14 protein-coding genes are annotated in these 16852 nt (G+C 59.2%); 6 read left to right on the top strand and 8 right to left on the bottom strand.

From position 1 onward, the window contains the following. Window positions 1-7: 7 nt before the first annotated feature. On the bottom strand, window positions 8-1207 hold the full coding sequence (gene fes / locus SK47_RS05205) for an enterochelin esterase (protein WP_048243596.1): 1200 nt from the start codon (window positions 1205-1207) through the stop codon (window positions 8-10). A gap of 146 nt (window positions 1208-1353) precedes the next feature. Here fes and SK47_RS05200 point away from each other — a divergent pair, with 146 nt between their 5' ends. Together SK47_RS05200 and entD are read left to right on the top strand one after the other, a co-directional pair. Further along, complete coding sequence (locus SK47_RS05200) at window positions 1354-3594, top strand: TonB-dependent siderophore receptor (RefSeq protein ID WP_048243594.1); 2241 nt, start codon at window positions 1354-1356, stop codon at window positions 3592-3594. Window positions 3595-3675: 81 nt separating this feature from the next. Then, window positions 3676-4365, top strand: coding sequence for an enterobactin synthase subunit EntD (gene entD / locus SK47_RS05195; RefSeq protein WP_045350569.1), 690 nt, complete (start codon window positions 3676-3678; stop codon window positions 4363-4365). On the opposite strand, the gene SK47_RS05190 is transcribed toward entD, so the two are convergent. The 6 genes from SK47_RS05190 to betT form a co-directional block, all read right to left on the bottom strand. Continuing rightward, window positions 4301-5140 carry a metal ABC transporter permease gene (locus SK47_RS05190; protein ID WP_047654089.1) on the bottom strand — a complete coding sequence of 280 codons (840 nt, stop codon included), beginning with the start codon at window positions 5138-5140 and terminating at the stop codon, window positions 4301-4303. The genes entD and SK47_RS05190 overlap by 65 nt on opposite strands. After that, window positions 5137-5985: an iron/manganese ABC transporter permease subunit SitC gene (sitC, locus tag SK47_RS05185; protein ID WP_022647369.1), complete on the bottom strand. Its 849-nt coding sequence runs from the start codon at window positions 5983-5985 to the stop codon at window positions 5137-5139. Before sitC ends, SK47_RS05190 begins: the two co-directional genes overlap by 4 nt. Then, complete coding sequence (gene sitB, locus SK47_RS05180) at window positions 5982-6788, bottom strand: iron/manganese ABC transporter ATP-binding protein SitB (protein WP_032657506.1); 807 nt, start codon at window positions 6786-6788, stop codon at window positions 5982-5984. Before sitB ends, sitC begins: the two co-directional genes overlap by 4 nt. Window positions 6789-6790: 2 nt before the next feature. Continuing rightward, on the bottom strand, window positions 6791-7702 hold the full coding sequence (sitA, locus tag SK47_RS05175; protein WP_022650558.1) for an iron/manganese ABC transporter substrate-binding protein SitA: 912 nt from the start codon (window positions 7700-7702) through the stop codon (window positions 6791-6793). 211 nt (window positions 7703-7913) lie between these two features. Continuing rightward, window positions 7914-8198: a NadS family protein gene (nadS, locus tag SK47_RS05170; RefSeq protein WP_032652913.1), complete on the bottom strand. Its 285-nt coding sequence runs from the start codon at window positions 8196-8198 to the stop codon at window positions 7914-7916. A gap of 138 nt (window positions 8199-8336) precedes the next feature. Next, window positions 8337-10370, bottom strand: a complete 2034-nt coding sequence (gene betT / locus SK47_RS05165; RefSeq protein ID WP_047654090.1) for a choline BCCT transporter BetT — start codon at window positions 10368-10370, stop codon at window positions 8337-8339. Window positions 10371-10498: 128 nt separating this feature from the next. On the opposite strand from betT, the gene betI reads away from it, so the two are divergent. From betI to betA, 3 genes are read left to right on the top strand one after another with little or no spacing between them, the layout of a single operon-like run. Beyond that, window positions 10499-11086, top strand: a complete 588-nt coding sequence (gene betI, locus SK47_RS05160; protein ID WP_003858827.1) for a transcriptional regulator BetI — start codon at window positions 10499-10501, stop codon at window positions 11084-11086. Between the two features lie 13 nt (window positions 11087-11099). Next, window positions 11100-12572, top strand: coding sequence for a betaine-aldehyde dehydrogenase (gene betB / locus SK47_RS05155; protein ID WP_047654091.1), 1473 nt, complete (start codon window positions 11100-11102; stop codon window positions 12570-12572). Window positions 12573-12585: 13 nt separating this feature from the next. After that, window positions 12586-14250, top strand: coding sequence for a choline dehydrogenase (betA, locus tag SK47_RS05150; protein WP_047654092.1), 1665 nt, complete (start codon window positions 12586-12588; stop codon window positions 14248-14250). 102 nt (window positions 14251-14352) lie between these two features. Here betA and SK47_RS05145 read toward each other — a convergent pair whose 3' ends face one another. After that, complete coding sequence (locus SK47_RS05145; protein WP_003858833.1) at window positions 14353-15051, bottom strand: GNAT family N-acetyltransferase; 699 nt, start codon at window positions 15049-15051, stop codon at window positions 14353-14355. Window positions 15052-15251: 200 nt separating this feature from the next. Between SK47_RS05145 and SK47_RS05140 the strand changes: the two genes are divergently transcribed. Continuing rightward, complete coding sequence (locus tag SK47_RS05140) at window positions 15252-16820, top strand: ABC transporter substrate-binding protein (RefSeq protein WP_023315582.1); 1569 nt, start codon at window positions 15252-15254, stop codon at window positions 16818-16820. Window positions 16821-16852: the final 32 nt, after the last annotated feature.

Genomic DNA, 16852 nt, shown 5'->3' with positions numbered 1-16852 from the left:
GACTCCGTTATTGAATAAGCGGCTGCCAGAGGGTCATCAGCCCCTGCGTCAGCCCACCGCGCCAGCAAAGCGCATCGTGTCCGCCGTCAACCTGACGCCAGAAAACCGGTTGCTGAGTGTGTAGTTCGGCGAAGATCGCCTGGTTGGCGCGCAAAATAAGCGGCTCGTTGCGCCCGGCCTCAAGGACAATGCGCAGCCCGCGAGCGGTTTTTTCACCCGCTTTGAGTTGTTCGATGAGCAGCCCGTCCTGCTGCGCGCCGCGGTGCGGCCACCAGTAGGATCCGGACTGGCTGAGGATGCAGCCAAAACGCTGCGGCCAGTTGAGGCCCGCATAGAGGGAAGAGAGTCCGCCGAAGCTCTGACCCGCCACCACGGTATGGTCGGCGCGGTCGCTGAACGGGGCCATGCTTTTCACTTGCGGGAGAAGTTCTTCCTGCACTGCCAGCCAGAAATCAGGGTTGCACGGCAGCTCGCGGCTGCGGTGTGCGGTGTCAATGACGTCAATTAAGACATAAACCGCAGGCGGCAGTTTGCCTTCATGGGTGAGCGACGCCAGAGCAGGCCAGACGGGCATGCTTTCGGCCCAGAACTGCCCGTCAAGGAGCACCGCCAGCGGGCGCTCGGGGCTTTCATCCCCGGTGGTAAAAATCCACACGCGACGACGGTTCTTCAGACGCGCGCTGTGCCAATCAATACAGACAGGCTTATTGTAAGGGGTATCGGGATGGTTCCAGCCGGGCTGTACGGGCGCCTCCGGCATCTCCAGCGCCGAGACGGCGTGCCCGCGCCCGCCGCGCCAGCTTTGCGGATTCAGCGGGTCGGACACCGCGTGCGGCAACAGTTTACGCCAGCCTTCGCGCAGCGCCATGCGGTCCGGCTGCTCGCCTTCAAACACTGCATCGGCAAAATCGTTTTCGTTATCGGAGGGGATAAAACAGTAGCTGCCGCGCCATTCGGGACTGAACTCGCCCTGCCACTGCCAGACGTCGGTATCCGGGATACGTTCAAGGGATTGCGGACGGGCATTTTGATGATGATCGGTCACGCCGGTGACGTAGAGCCAGACGCGTTTCACCGTCGAGGTTTTCTGCGTTCCCGCCGGGTCCCGCCACCAGAATGTCACGCGATAGTTTTCCTGATGACGTTCCCGTTCCGGCCCGTTTTTCGTCTGCCACCACGCTTCACTTCCGGTTGTTAACACCGTCACCCTTATAACCCCATGTTTAACAGTCTTTTTTGTTTCAGAGCAAATTTTATTGATAATATTATTGATAACTATTTGCATTTGCAATAGCGTAATGCCCGCGCTGTGGGAAGCGCGCTCATTAAATAACCATAAAAGCGGGACGTACAATGAATAAGAAGATTCACTCTCTGGCCTTGCTGGTCAATTTAGGGATTTATGGTGTCGCGCTGCCCGCCATGGCAGACGACAATACCGCCTCCGCGCAGCACGAAGACACCATGGTGATCACCGCCGCCGAGCAGAATTTGCAGGCGCCGGGCGTGTCGACCATCACCGCCGATGAGATCCGCAAAAACCCGCCCGCGCGCGACGTGGCGGAAATCATCCGCACCATGCCGGGCGTTAACCTGACCGGCAACTCCACCAGCGGCCAGCGCGGGAACAACCGTCAGATTGACATTCGCGGCATGGGCCCGGAAAACACCCTGATCCTGATCGACGGCAAGCCGGTCACCAGCCGCAACTCCATCCGTCTGGGCTGGCGCGGCGAGCGTGATACCCGCGGCGATACCGGCTGGGTCCCGCCGGAGATGATCGAGCGCATCGAAGTGATCCGTGGCCCGGCTGCTGCCCGCTACGGTAATGGTGCGGCGGGCGGCGTGGTGAACATCATCACCAAAAAATTTGACGACCAGTGGCACGGCTCCTGGAACACCTACCTGAACGCGCCAGAGCATAAAGACGAAGGTTCCACCAAACGCACCAACTTCAGCCTGAGCGGCCCGCTGGGCGGGGATTTCAGCTTCCGCATGTACGGTAACCTGGATAAAACCCAGGCCGACGCGTGGGATATCAACCAGGGTCACCAGTCTGACCGCACGAAAGATTACGCCAACACCCTGCCCGCAGGCCGTGAAGGTGTGGAAAATAAAGACATCAACGGCGTGGTGCGCTGGGACTTCGCGCCGATGCAGTCGCTGGAGTTTGAGGCGGGCTATAGCCGCCAGAACAACCTGTATGCGGGCGACACGCAGAACACCAACAACGACAACGCGCTGGTGAAGAAGAACTACGGTAAAGAGACTAACCGTATCTATCGTCAGAACTTCGCCGTGACCTGGAACGGCGGCTGGGATAACGGCATCACCACCAGCAACTGGGCGCAGTACGAGCACACCCGCAACTCTCGTCTGGGTGAAGGGCTGGCGGGCGGTCTGGAAGGCCTGTTCAACAGCAATAAATTCACCGATACCGATCTGGCCGACGTGATGCTGCACAGCGAAATCAACCTGCCGATTGATTTCATTGTGAACCAGAACCTGACGCTCGGCACCGAGTGGAACCAGCAGCGCATGAAGGACTCAACCTCATTTACACAAACCCAGCAGGGGGGCACCATCCCGGGCATGAGCGAAGATCGTAGCCCGTACACGTCAGCGGAGATCTTCTCCCTGTTTGCCGAAAACAACATGGAGCTGACCGACAGCACCATGCTGACCCCTGCCCTGCGCTTCGACCACCATACTATTGTGGGTAATAACTGGAGCCCGTCCCTGAACCTGTCGCAAGGTCTGGGGGATGACTTCACCCTGAAGATGGGCATCGCGCGCGCCTATAAAGCGCCAAGCCTGTATCAGACCAACCCGAACTACCTGCTGTACAGTAAAGGCCAGGGCTGCTACGCCAGTTCCGACGGCGTGGGCTGCTACATGATGGGTAACGACGATCTGAAAGCGGAAACCAGTATCAACAAAGAGATTGGCCTGGAGTGGAAACGCGACGGCTGGCTGGCGGGCGTGACCTGGTTCCGCAACGACTATCGCAACAAGATTGAAGCGGGCTACGCGCCGATTGGCCAGACGTCCACCGGCAAAGTCACCACCGACATCTACCAGTGGGAAAACGTGCCGAAGGCGGTGGTGGAAGGTCTGGAAGGCTCCCTGAACGTGCCGGTCAGCGACACCATCAACTGGACCAACAACATCACCTACATGCTGCAAAGTAAGAACAAGGAGACCGGCGATCGTCTGTCGATCATCCCGGAGTATACGCTGAACTCTACCCTGAGCTGGCAGGTACGTCAGGATGTCTCATTGCAGTCGACCTTCACCTGGTACGGCAAGCAGCAGCCGAAGAAGTACAACTACAAAGGTCAGCCGGTGACCGGGTCTGAGAAAGACGAAGTCAGCCCGTACAGCATCGTTGGCCTGAGCGCGACCTGGGACGTGACCAAAAACGTCAGCCTGACCGGCGGCGTGGACAACGTCTTCGACAAGCGCCAGTGGCGCGCGGGTAACGCCCAGACCACGGGTAATACCACGACGGGTGCGTATATGTACGGCGCGGGTGCGTATACGTATAATGAACCGGGTCGCACCTGGTACATGAGCGTAAATACGAGGTTCTGATACAGGCAGTGACTTCCCCCTCTCCCTGTGGGAGAGGGCCGGGGTGAGGGCATCAGGCCGCACAATACTGAAGGGAAAACCATGCACACCACCCACAGCACATTTTCTCTCGCTGGCCACACCCTCCACCGCATCACCTTCGACCCCACCACCTTTACGGACGCCGATCTCCTCTGGCTCCCCCACCACGCCCAGTTGGCTAACGCCGGACGCAAACGCAAGGCCGACCACCTCGCAGGCCGCATCGCCGCCGCGCACGCCTTACCTGACTACACCATGCCCGCCATCGGCCCCAGCGGGGAACCGCTCTGGCCGCAAGATATTTCCGGCAGCATCACCCACAGCGGCACGCAGGCGATAGCCGTCGTCACGCAATACCCGGTGCTTATCGGCATCGATTGTGAAACGATCCTCTCCGAAAACGAAGCCAGGGAAATCAAAGACGGCATCATTGATACACAGGAAGAACCTGTGCTTTCCCGCCTGGGATACCCGTTCGCCCTCGCCCTGACGCTGGTCTTCAGCGCCAAAGAGAGCCTGTTTAAGGCCCTCTTTCCGCAGGTACAGGCCTGGATGGGTTTTGACTGCGCCCGCGTTACCATGCTCGACGATAAGACGCTTACGCTGGCATTGACCTGTCAACTGGCAGACTTTCAAGAAGGCACCGCCTTCCGCCTGCACTGGCAGCAGCACGGCGAACAGGTCATCACCCTGCTGTCACACGCTCCTGGCGACGAGCCTTCACGCTGGTCACCACAAACGTCACGATAAACACCATCGCGAACAGGACCACAATGGTCGGCGCAGGCGCGCTGTCGAGATAAAACGAGGCATAAACGCCGCTTACCGACACCAGCGCTGAAACGGCGACCGCCACCAGCAGCGCCATGTGAAAGCGTCGGGTAATCAACACCGCCACGGCGCCGGGCGCAATTAGCAGGGAAATCGACAGAATGATCCCCACCGCTTTCAGCGTCGCGACGATGGTCAGCGAAACCATGCACAGTAAGCCGTAGTGCAGCCAGCGGGTGCGCAGGCCACTCGCCTGCGCCTGCTGATAGTCAAAGCAGAACAGCAGAAAATCGCGCCACTTCAGGCCAATCACCAGCGCAATCATCCCCGCGACGAGACCGCTTTGCAGAATGTCCATCCCGTTAATACCCAGCATATCGCCGAACAGAATGTGGTCGAGATGCACCTCAGGTTTGACAGCGATATAGAGGATCAGCCCGGCGCCGAACATGCCGGAAAAGACGATCCCCATGACCGTATCCTGTTTGATGCGGCTGTTATCCTTCAGGTATCCGGTGGCGACCGCGCAGAACAGACCGGCCACGAACGCGCCCAGCGCCAGCGGCAGGCCCATCATCCAGGCCAGCACGACGCCGGGAAACACCGCGTGGCTCATGGCGTCGCCCATCAACGCCCAGCCTTTCAGCACCAGAAAAACCGACAGCAGCGCGCAGGGCACGGCCACCAGGAGTGAAATCAGCAGCGCGTTGTTCATAAACGCAAACTGGAAGGGTTCGAGGAGCAGCGTCATCATGGGTGTGCCTCCCGCGCCCGACGACGGCTGGCAAGCAGTCCGTGCTTCGGCGCAAAGACGAACGCCAGCAGAAACAGCAGCGTCTGGGCGACCACGATAATGCCGCCGGTGGCGCCGTCCAGGTAATAGCTGGCCCACGCGCCGAGGAAGCTGGTGATGCTGCCAATGGCGACGGCAATCATCAGCAGGCGCGGGAAGCGGTCGGTCAGCAGCCACGCGGTCGCGCCGGGCGTGACTACCAGACAGATCACCAGAAACGCGCCGACGGTTTGCAGCGCCGCCACGGTAGAGACCGCCAGCAGCGTGAAGAAGAGAATTTTCAGGCGTTCAGGACGCAGGCCGATGGCGCGGGCGTGGTTCTCATCAAAAAAGGTCACCATCAGATCTTTCCATTTGAACAGCAGGATAACTATCGACACCACGCCGATAATCGCCAGCTGGACGATATCTTCCGGGGCGATAGCCAGAATATTGCCGAGGACGATGGTCTGAATGTTCACCGAGGTCGGGTTGAGCGAGACCATAAACAGCCCCAGCCCGAAAAAGGAGGAGAAGATCAGCCCGATAATGGCGTCCTCCTTCAGGCGGCTGCGCTGGTTGAGAAACAGCATGCTGCCCGCCGCCAGCCCGCCCGATAAAAACGCCCCCAGCGAGAACGGCAGCCCGAGCATGTAAGCGCCCGCTACGCCCGGCACGATGGAGTGCGACAGCGCATCGCCGATCAGCGACCAGCCTTTAAGCATCAAATAGCAGGAGAGAAACGCGCACAGCCCGCCCACCATCGCCGAGACCCACATCGCGTTGAGCATGTACTCGTAGCCGAAGGGTTCGAGAAGCGCGTTCATTTGGCCTCCTGTCGGTGCGTGACGAAGGGGCGCTCGTCGTCGGTTATGATGCGATCTTCCGAGCCGCTGAGCACCACGTGGCGCAGCACGCCGCTGAAGGCGCGCTCAAGATTCTCGGCGGTAAAGGTGATATCCGTCGGGCCGCTCGCCAGCACGGTGCCTTTGACCATCACCGTGTAATCGCAGAATTCCGTGACCGAGCCCAGATTGTGGGTCGAGACCAGCATCGTTTTACCCTCGTCACGCAGCTCCCGCAGCAGGCTGATGATCCTGGCTTCGGTTTTGACGTCCACGCCGGTAAACGGCTCGTCGAGCAGGATCACCTCGCCCTGCTGGGCAATCGCACGGGCCAGAAACACGCGCTTCTTTTGGCCGCCGGACAGTTCGCCAATCTGCCGATGACGCAGCTCAAGCATGTCCACGCGCTTCAGGGCGTCGGTGACGATCTGCTTATCGCATTCTTTGGGGCGACGCAGAAACCCCATATGCCCGTAGCGGCCCATCATCACCACGTCCTCGACGAGCACCGGAAACGACCAGTCGACCTCTTCCGACTGCGGCACGTAGGCGACCAGGTTCTGACGCAGCGCCCGGTGAGGCGGCAGCCCCAGAATGGAGATAGTGCCGCTCGCCGCCCGCACAAACCCCATCACCGCCTTAAACAGCGTGGACTTGCCGGAACCGTTCACCCCCACCAGGGCAGCAATCGATCCGCCCGGCACGCTGAACGACGCGTCGCGCAGCGCCGTGTGGCCGTTGCGGTAGGTCACGGTCACGTCGGTTACAACAATACCTTTCTGCATGATTACTCCTTCATCCCGTCGCGGATGCCCTGCACCAGCGTGCGGGTGGTGACGTTCAGCAGATCGATATAGGTTGGCACCGGGCCGTTTTCCGCGCTCAGAGAGTCGACGTACAGCACGCCGCCATAGTGGGCGCCGGTTTCACGCGCCACCTGACGGGCGGGCTTATCGGAGACCGTGCTTTCGCTGAACACCGCCGGAATGTGATGTTTTTTCACCAGATCGATAACCTTGCGCACCTGCTGGGGCGTGCCCTGCTGATCGGCGTTGATCGGCCACAGGTAAAGCTCCTTCAGGCCCAAATCCCGCGCCAGATAGGAAAAAGCCCCTTCGCTGGTCACCATCCAGCGTTTGTCTTCCGGTATCTCCGCGACCTGCTTGCGCAGCGGTTCGAGAGTGGCGGTGATCTTCTGCTTGTAAGCATCAGCGTTGCGCTGATAGATCTGTGCGTTGGCCGGATCGTACTTCACCAGCGCGTCGCGGATGTTATCGACGTAAATCAGGGCGTTGTCCGGCGACATCCACGCGTGCGGATTGGGCTTGCCGTTATAGGGCCCTTCGCTGATGCCCATCGGGGTGATGCCTTTGGTGACCACCACCTCCGGCACACCGTTCAGATGCTGATAAAAGCGCTGGAACCACAGCTCCAGGTTCATGCCGTTCGCCAGGATCAGCTGCGCCTTCTGCGCGCGTTTGATATCGCCCGGGGTGGGCTGGTATTCGTGAATTTCCGCGCCCGGTTTGGTGATGGAGGTGACCTCTGCGGCATCCCCCGCCACGTTTTTCGCCATATCAGCGATAACGGTAAAAGTGGTGATGACCTGGAACTTTTCAGCCGCCAGCGCGCCCGTGGTGGTCGCGGTCATGAGCAGCGCGCCGAGCAACAGACGCTTCAATCCTTGCCGTGGATGCATCGCAGAAGTCTCCTGAGGTGATTAAAATCAAAGCAAAATTAGCCTGTGCTATAAGGTATAGCACAGGCTATATTTAAATGAAAATAATTATCATTAAAGTTGTGTCAACGGAGGGAGAGCCTGATGGCGCTTCGCTTATCAGGCCTACGGTAAAGCAGTTTTGGAGTTTTGTTGGCCGGGTAAGCGCAGCGCCACCCGGCATAAGGGCGACTCACTGCCCGGCAAGTGCCTTATAAAATGCAGGATTCTCCCGAATCACATTAAGTACCTTCGCCGCCAGCCCGGTTGGGTTGCGACGTTTGGACTCCCAGCTTTTTATAGTGTCAACGCTCGTGCCAAGCGCCTTCGCCATTTCGCATTGGGTAATATTGAGCTGTTCTCTGATTGCGCGAACATCTGCAACTTCATAGCGGGTTATTCTGGAAGCTGCTTTCCTTCCGCTGTGGATCTCAACCGCCTCTTCAAGCGAAGTTTTAAGTTCATCAAAGATGCTCATTTTATACCTCGGAACAACATAAAGGCGTACATAGTACACCTCTAGTAAAAGATATAATAAGCACTATTCGAAAAGTACAGGGCCAGATTCATAACAATCTGGCCCCTTAACTTTCACGCACTTTATTCAGATCAAACTTTAGGCATCCGGGAACATCACGCTATTCCCCGGCGCTTCCCTGTGCAGATGGATAAAGTTCAGGTGCCGTTCATACTGGTCCAGAATGTCCGTGATCACCTGCTCCTTGCTGTAATCCATCAAATCATTCCCCTGGCTGCCTTCCAGCAGGAACGTCTCCAGCCGGTAGTAGGTCGACTTCCCGCTGCGCGCCCGGTAGGTAAAGCCGGGTACCGAATACTGCTGCGGCCAGATCTGATAGACAAAGTTCTGCTCGTCGCCCATGTGCACCAGCAGATCCAGGTGCCCCAGATTTTCGCCCTCTTCCGGGGGCAGGTTTTTCAGCTCCACGTAGGCGCCACGCAGCTTCAGCTCCTGTGCCACCTCTTCCATCGCCGGGAAACAGACCGTCTCCATCATCTGTTTGGTGTAGCGCGTACCGGGGTAATTCATCAGGCGCGAGAGGCGTTTTTTCCAGCTCAGCCTGTCCTGCGCGCCCAGCGGACGCGGGGCGGTGTCGCGGCTGGCGCTGACGCGGCGGTAGTCTTCCACCTTAAGCGATTTATACAGCCCGGCCATCACGAAGAAGATCACGAAGCTGAACGGCAGGCCCATGATCACCGTCGTGTTCTGCAACGCCGAGATACCGTTGGTCATCAGCATGCCGAGCGTCAGCAGGCCGATGGCGACGGACCAGAAGATGCGCAGCCAGTTCGGCGCGTCGCTGTTAATGTCCTTGAGCTTCGAGGTGAAGTTCCCCAGCACCAGCGCGCCAGAGTCCGCCGAGGTGACATAGAACAGCAGGCCGGTGATGGTCGCTACGGACGCGCTAAAGGTGAACGCCGGGTACTGCGCCAGCAGGCTGTAGAAGCCGCGCTCCGGGTGCGCCATCGCTTCCTGGGCAAAAGTCGCATTGCCGTGGATGATCTCGTGCAGCGCGCTGTTGCCGAAAATCGACAGCCACAGCAGGGTAAAGGTGAACGGGATAATCAGCGTGCCCATCACGAACTGACGGATGGTCCGCCCACGCGAAATACGCGCCAGGAATAGGCCGACAAACGGCGACCACGCCACCCACCACGCCCAGAAGAACAGCGTCCAGTTGTTCATCCACTCTGTCGGACGGTCAAAGGCGAAGCTGTTCAGCGTCATGCCCATAAAGCGGTTCACGTAATCACCCACGTTCAGTACTAAGGCATTGAGCAGGAACGAGGTGTTGCCCATAAACAGCACGAACAGGATCAGCCCCAGCGCCAGCGCGACGTTCAGTTCGGAGAGCACGCGAATCCCTTTATCCACGCCGGAGGTCACCGAGATGGTGGCGATAATCACCGACAGCGCAATCAGCGCCGCCTTCGCCGCCATCGAATCCGGGATGTCAAACAGCACGCTCAGCCCGTAGTTGAGCTGCACCACGCCAATTCCGAGCGTGGTGGCGATGCCGAAGATGGTGCCGATCACCGCCGCAATGTCGACGCTGTGGCCAATCGGACCGTTGATCTTTTTGCCGAAAATCGGGTACAGCGCGGAGCGGATGGTAAGGGGCAAATTATAACGATAGCTAAAGTATCCGAGCGCCATGCCCATCAGAGCATACATCGACCAGCCCGTCAGGCCGTAGTGGAACAGCGTCCAGACCATCGCCTGGCGCGCGGCCTCCATCGTCTGCCCTGCCCCTTCCGGCGGCTGCATATATTGCGTGACCGGTTCCGCCACGGAGAAGAACATCAGGTCGATGCCGATGCCTGCGGCAAACAGCATTGCGGCCCAGCTCAGCAGGCTGAACTCGGGCTTGGACTGCTCTGGCCCGAGCTTCACCGACCCAAAGCGCGAGCAGGCAATGCAGACCACGAACACGATGTAAAGCGTCGCCGCCAGCAGATAGTACCAGCCGAAGGTCTTTGACACCCAGTCCAGAGTGCGCCCAATCCACTCGGCAGAAAAATCACGAAAGAAGATGGTCGTCAGGGAAAACAACAAAATCAGCCCGGCGGACGTATAAAAAACGACCGGGTTGATTTTGTCTTTTTCTCTGTCTTGTGAAAGGTCTGTCATCCAGTATCCCCACTGTTTTTGTAACTATTGAAATCCAAAATCGCAACAATTAAGACACATTTTATATTGAACGTCCAATCAAAAACCGCTTTAATAGATTACCAACGCTGATGAATGGAGTGGCAAAAATGCCCAAAGTGGGGATGCAGCCGATCCGGCGCAGGCAGCTAATCGATGCCACGCTGGAAGCAATTAATGAAGTGGGAATGCATGACGCAACCATCGCGCAGATCGCCCGTCGGGCGGGCGTATCCACGGGGATCATCAGCCACTATTTCAAAGATAAAAACGGTCTGCTGGAAGCGACCATGCGCGACATCACCGGTCAGCTGCGCGACGCGGTATTAAGCCGTTTACGCGCCCTGCCGGACGGCAGTGCAGAGCAGCGCTTGCAGGCGATTGTCGGCGGCAATTTTGATGAAACTCAGGTTAGCGGCGCGGCGATGAAGGCCTGGCTGGCCTTCTGGGCCAGCAGCATGCATCAGCCGATGCTCTACCGTTTGCAGCAGGTCAGCAGCCGTCGGTTGCTCTCAAACCTGGTGTACGAGTTCCGCCGCGAGCTGCCGCGTGAACAGGCTGAAGAGGCGGGCTACGGGCTCGCCGCACTGATTGACGGGCTGTGGCTGCGCGCTGCGCTCAGCGGCAAACCGCTGGATAAAACCCTGGCCCAGTCGCTTACCAGCCACTTTATCAGCCAGCATTTACCGACCGACTAACCGAGGAGAATTTATGTCCCGAATGGCAGAACAGCAGCTTTATATCAATGGTGGTTATACATCCGCCACCAGCGGTCGCACCTTCGAGACCATCAACCCGGCGAACGGTGAAGTTCTGGCGACCGTGCAGGCCGCCGGGCGCGAAGACGTGGACCGCGCCGTCGAAAGCGCAAAGCGCGGGCAAAAAATCTGGGCGGCGATGACCGCCATGGAGCGCTCGCGCATCCTGCGTCGCGCCGTCGATATCCTGCGCGAGCGTAACGACGAGCTGGCAACGCTGGAAACCCTCGACACCGGTAAAGCGTATTCCGAAACCTCGACCGTCGACATCGTCACCGGCGCGGACGTGCTGGAGTACTACGCGGGGCTGATCCCGGCGCTGGAGGGCAGCCAGATCCCGCTGCGCGACACCTCGTTCGTCTACACCCGCCGCGAGCCGCTGGGCGTGGTGGCGGGCATCGGCGCGTGGAACTACCCGATCCAGATCGCCCTGTGGAAATCCGCGCCGGCGCTGGCGGCGGGCAACGCAATGATCTTCAAGCCGAGCGAAGTGACACCGCTTACCGCCCTGAAGCTTGCTGAAATCTACACCGAAGCGGGCCTGCCGGACGGCGTGTTTAACGTCCTGCCGGGCGTAGGCGCGGAGACCGGCCAGTACCTGACCGAGCATCCTGGCATCGCGAAAGTCTCCTTTACCGGCGGCGTCGCCAGCGGCAAAAAGGTGATGGCCAACTCGGCGGCCTCGTCCCTGAAAGAGGTGACGATGGAGCTGGGCGGTAAATCCCCGCTGATAGTGTTTGACGATGCGGATCTGGATCTCGCGGCAGATATCGCCATGATGGCCAACTTCTTCAGCTCCGGCCAGGTGTGCACCAATGGCACCCGCGTGTTCGTGCCCGCGAAGTTCAAAGCCGCGTTTGAGCAAAAAATCGTTGAGCGCGTGGGCCGCATCCGCGCGGGCGATCTGTTCGATGAAGCTACCAACTTTGGTCCGATGGTCAGCTTCCCGCACCGGGACAGCGTGATGCGCTACATCGCCAAAGGCAAAGAGGAAGGCGCGCGCGTGCTGTGCGGCGGCGACGTGCTGAAGGGCGAAGGCTTCGACAACGGCGCGTGGGTGGCCCCAACCGTGTTCACCGACTGCACCGACGAGATGACCATCGTGCGCGAAGAGATCTTCGGCCCGGTGATGTCCATCCTCACCTATGAGTCCATTGAGGAAGCGATTCGCCGCGCCAACGACACCGACTACGGGCTGGCGGCAGGCATCGTCACCGCCAATCTGAACCGCGCCCACGGCGCTATTCATCAGCTCGAAGCGGGCATCTGCTGGATCAACACCTGGGGCGAATCCGCCGCGGAGATGCCGGTGGGCGGCTACAAACACTCCGGCATTGGCCGTGAGAACGGCGTCATGACGCTTCAGAGTTACACCCAGGTGAAGTCCATCCAGGTTGAGATGGGTAAATTCCAGTCCATATTTTAACCGGGAGGTTTATTTGCAATTTGACTACATCATTATCGGGGCCGGCTCTGCCGGCAACGTACTGGCAACACGACTGACTGAAGATCCAAACACCACCGTCCTGCTGCTTGAAGCGGGCGGGCCGGACTACCGCTTTGACTTCCGCACCCAGATGCCTGCCGCGCTGGCCTTCCCGTTGCAGGGCAAGCGCTACAACTGGGCGTATGAAACCGAGCCAGAGCCTTTCATGAACAACCGCCGCATGGAGTGCGGACGGGGTAAAGGGCTGGGCGGCTCGTCGCTGATCAACGGCATGTGCTACGTGCGCGGCAATGCAATGGATCTGGACAACTGGGCGAAAGAACCGGGTCTGGAGCACTGGAGCTATCTCAACTGCCTGCCCTACTACCGCAAGGCAGAGACCCGCGACGTGGGGCCGAACGACTACCACGGCGGCGACGGTCCGGTGAGCGTCACCACCTCTAAGCCGGGTGTGAACCCGCTATTTGAAGCGATGGTGGAGGCAGGCGTGCAGGCGGGCTACCCGCGCACCGACGATCTCAACGGCTATCAGCAGGAAGGCTTTGGCCCGATGGATCGCACGGTCACGCCGCAGGGCCGACGCGCCAGCACCGCGCGCGGCTATCTGGATCAGGCCAAACCGCGCCCGAATCTGACCATCCGCACCCACGCCATGACCGATCACATTATCTTTGACGGCAAGCGCGCGGTGGGCGTCGAGTGGCTGGAAGGCGAAAGCACCATTCCGTCAAAAGCGACAGCGAAGAAAGAGGTACTGTTGTGCGCGGGCGCCATCGCGTCTCCGCAGATCCTCCAGCGCTCCGGCGTGGGCAACGCTGAACTGCTGAAGCAGTTTGATATCCCGCTGGTACATGATTTACCCGGAGTGGGTGAAAACTTGCAGGATCACCTGGAGATGTATCTTCAGTATGAATGTAAGGAGCCGGTCTCCCTCTACCCTGCCCTGCAATGGTGGAACCAGCCGAAGATTGGCGCGGAGTGGCTGTTTGGCGGCACGGGCGTGGGCGCGAGCAACCACTTCGAAGCAGGCGGGTTTATCCGCAGCCGCGAGGAGTTCGAGTGGCCGAACATTCAGTATCACTTCCTGCCGGTGGCGATTAACTACAACGGCTCGAACGCGGTGAAAGAGCATGGTTTTCAGTGCCACGTTGGCTCCATGCGCTCCCCGAGCCGCGGCCACGTGCGCATCAAGTCGCGCTATCCGCACCAGCATCCGGCGATCCTGTTCAACTACATGTCCCACGAGCAGGACTGGCAGGAGTTCCGCGACGCGATCCGCATCACCCGCGAGATCATGCACCAGCCTGCGCTGGACAAGTATCGCGGTCGTGAAATCAGCCCGGGCGTCGAATGCCAGACCGACGAACAGCTGGACGAGTTCGTGCGCAACCACGCCGAAACCGCCTTCCACCCGTGCGGTACCTGCAAGATGGGCTACGACGAAATGGCGGTGGTCGACGGCGAAGGCCGCGTTCACGGGCTGGAAGGGTTACGCGTAGTGGATGCGTCGATTATGCCGCAGATTATCACCGGCAACCTGAACGCCACCACCATCATGATTGGCGAAAAGATTGCCGACGCCATTCGCGGGCGCGAGCCGCTGGCGAAGAGCACGGCGGCGTATTATGTGGCGAACGGGGCGCCGGTTCGCCGCTGAGTGCGAACTTCTCCCCTCACCCTAACCCTCTTCCCAAAGGGGAGAGGGAACTTGAACACCTTCTCTCCTTTGGGGAGAGGGTTGGGGTGAAGGGTAAGGCTTTTACGTCCGAAATTCCTCTAACCGCCTGACCTGCCGCCCTTCCCCGTCAAAATTCTCCGCTGCCAGCCAGGCCCGCAGAGCCGCATCCTTTTCCGGCCATTCGCCGTCAATAATCGAGAGCATATCGCTGTCGCGGTTGCGGCCTTTGCGCACCAGCTTCTGGCGCAGTCGCCCTTCCCAGACAAACCCCAGCCGCTCCGCCGCGTTGCGTGAGGCGATGTTCATCGAATCGCACTTCCACTCCAGCCGGCGATATTGATGCTCAAAGGCATTTTTCAGCAGCAGCCACACCGCTTCGGTACCCACGCGGGTGCCCTTCATTCTGCGCGACCAGGTGACGTGGCCGATCTCAACCGAGCCCTGAAAGCGTTCTATCGCCATATAGCTGACCAGCCCTACCGCCTTTTCGGTGCGCAGATCGATAACGGCAAAGGGCACCAGGTCGTCATCCAGCACCTTTCCCAGCACCCAGTGCGCAGTGGCCTCAACGCTCACAGGCTGGGTGCTGGCAAGCCACGTCCAGTCGCTGTCGTCACCCAGCGCATAGGCTTCAAACAAATCAGCCGAATGGCGGTCAGCATCCAGCGGCTCCAGGCGGCAATACTGGCCGGTGAGCAGAGTACGGGTTAACGCGCGGGCGCATTTCCAGTCCGGGACAATATCGTTAACGGTTTGACCATGTTGATTGATTTCGGGCACGGCAGTGACTCCCTGAAAGGTAAGGATTTTGTTATAGCAGGTTAAAAAGCGAACGAAAAGAGAGGTGACTCATAACCAGACCGAATGCGTTATTCCCGGATGGCATAAGCAAAGCAGAATTTCGACTTTGAGGAAATCCTCAGCCAGCCTACCGTAACGGTGCATAAAACAATCACAATATATTTTCTTCAGGGATCGCTATGACTAAAAAACTGCTGCCGTTACTGGTGCTGGCTGCGCTCTCAAGCGCTGCTCACGCCGCTACCCCGCCCAACACGCTGGTTGTCGCCCAGGGTCTGGATGATATCGTGAGCCTTGACCCGGCCGAAGCCAACGAGCTTTCCAGCATCCAGACCGTGCCGAGCCTGTACCAGCGTCTGGTACAGCCGGACCGCGATAATCCGGAAAAAATCACGCCGGTTCTGGCAGAAAGCTGGGACGCGGACGCGGCAGCAAAAACCCTGACCATCAAGCTTAAACCCGATGCGAAATTCTCCTCCGGCAACCCGCTGCGCCCGGAAGACGTGATCTTCTCTTATACCCGCGCCGTGACGCTGAACAAATCCCCGGCGTTTATCCTCAACGTACTGGGCTGGGACGCCAGCAACATCGCCAGCCAGCTAAAGAAAGTGGACGACCATACCCTCACGCTTCACTGGACGGCCGACGTTAGCCCGTCGGTGGCGCTGAATATTCTCTCCACGCCGATTGCCTCCATCGTCGATGAAAAACAGGTTGCGGCGAACGTGAAGGATAACGACTTCGGCAACGCGTGGTTAAAAATGCACTCTGCGGGCAGCGGCGCGTTCAAAATGCGCGTTTACCAGCCGCATCAGGCCATCGTGCTGGAAGCCAACGAATCCGCGCCCGGCGGCGCGCCGAAGCTTAAAAGCATCATCATTAAAAACGTCCCCGATCCCGCTTCCCGCCGCCTGCTGATCCAGCAGGGTGATGCGGACGTGGCGCGCGATCTGGGTGCAGACCAGATAAGCGCCCTCAGCGGCAAGCCGGGCGTGAAGGTACTGAGCATCCCTTCTGCCGAGCAAAACTATCTGGTGTTTAACACCGGCAACAGCGCTAACCCGCTGCTGAATAATCCAGCGTTCTGGGAAGCCTCGCGCTGGCTGGTGGATTATGAAGGCATCACCAAAGACCTGCTGAAAGGCCAGTATTTTGTTCATCAGAGCTTCCTGCCGGTCGGCCTGCCGGGCGCGCTGGAGGACAATCCGTTCACGTTTGACCCGGCAAAAGCAAAAGCGATCCTCGCCAAGGCGGGCATCAAAGACGCGCATTTCACGCTGGACGTGGAGAATAAACCACCGTTCATCACCATCGCGCAATCCATGCAGGCGAGCTTTGCTCAGGGTGGCGTGAAGGTGGATCTGCTGCCCGCTGCGGGTAGCCAGGTGTACGCCCGCGTGCGCGCTAAGCAGCATCAGGCGGCGATTCGCCTGTGGATCCCGGATTACTTCGATGCGCACTCCAACGCCAGCGCCTTCGCGTGGAACGACGGGAAGTCCAGCACCGTGGCCGGTCTGAACGGCTGGAAAATCCCGGAGCTGAACAAGGCCACGCTGGCGGCGGTTGCCGAGCCGGATCCGGCGAAACGTCTGGATCTGTATAAGAAGATGCAGGAACAGTTACAGCATAACTCGCCGTACGTGTTCGTTGACCAGGGCAAAACTCAGATCGTGGTGCGCGATAACGTGAAGGGGTATCAGCAGGGGCTGAACGCGGATATGGTCTGGTACGATCGCGTTATGAAGTAGCTTTTCCCCCCTCTCCCTCTCCCGTGGGAGAG

The sequence above is a fragment of the Enterobacter sp. BWH52 genome (assembly GCF_001037565.1).
GTDB classification, from domain to species: domain Bacteria; phylum Pseudomonadota; class Gammaproteobacteria; order Enterobacterales; family Enterobacteriaceae; genus Enterobacter; species Enterobacter hormaechei_C.
The sequence above is the reverse complement of the archived record's forward strand: the minus strand, read 5'-3'. Positions and strand labels throughout refer to the sequence as shown.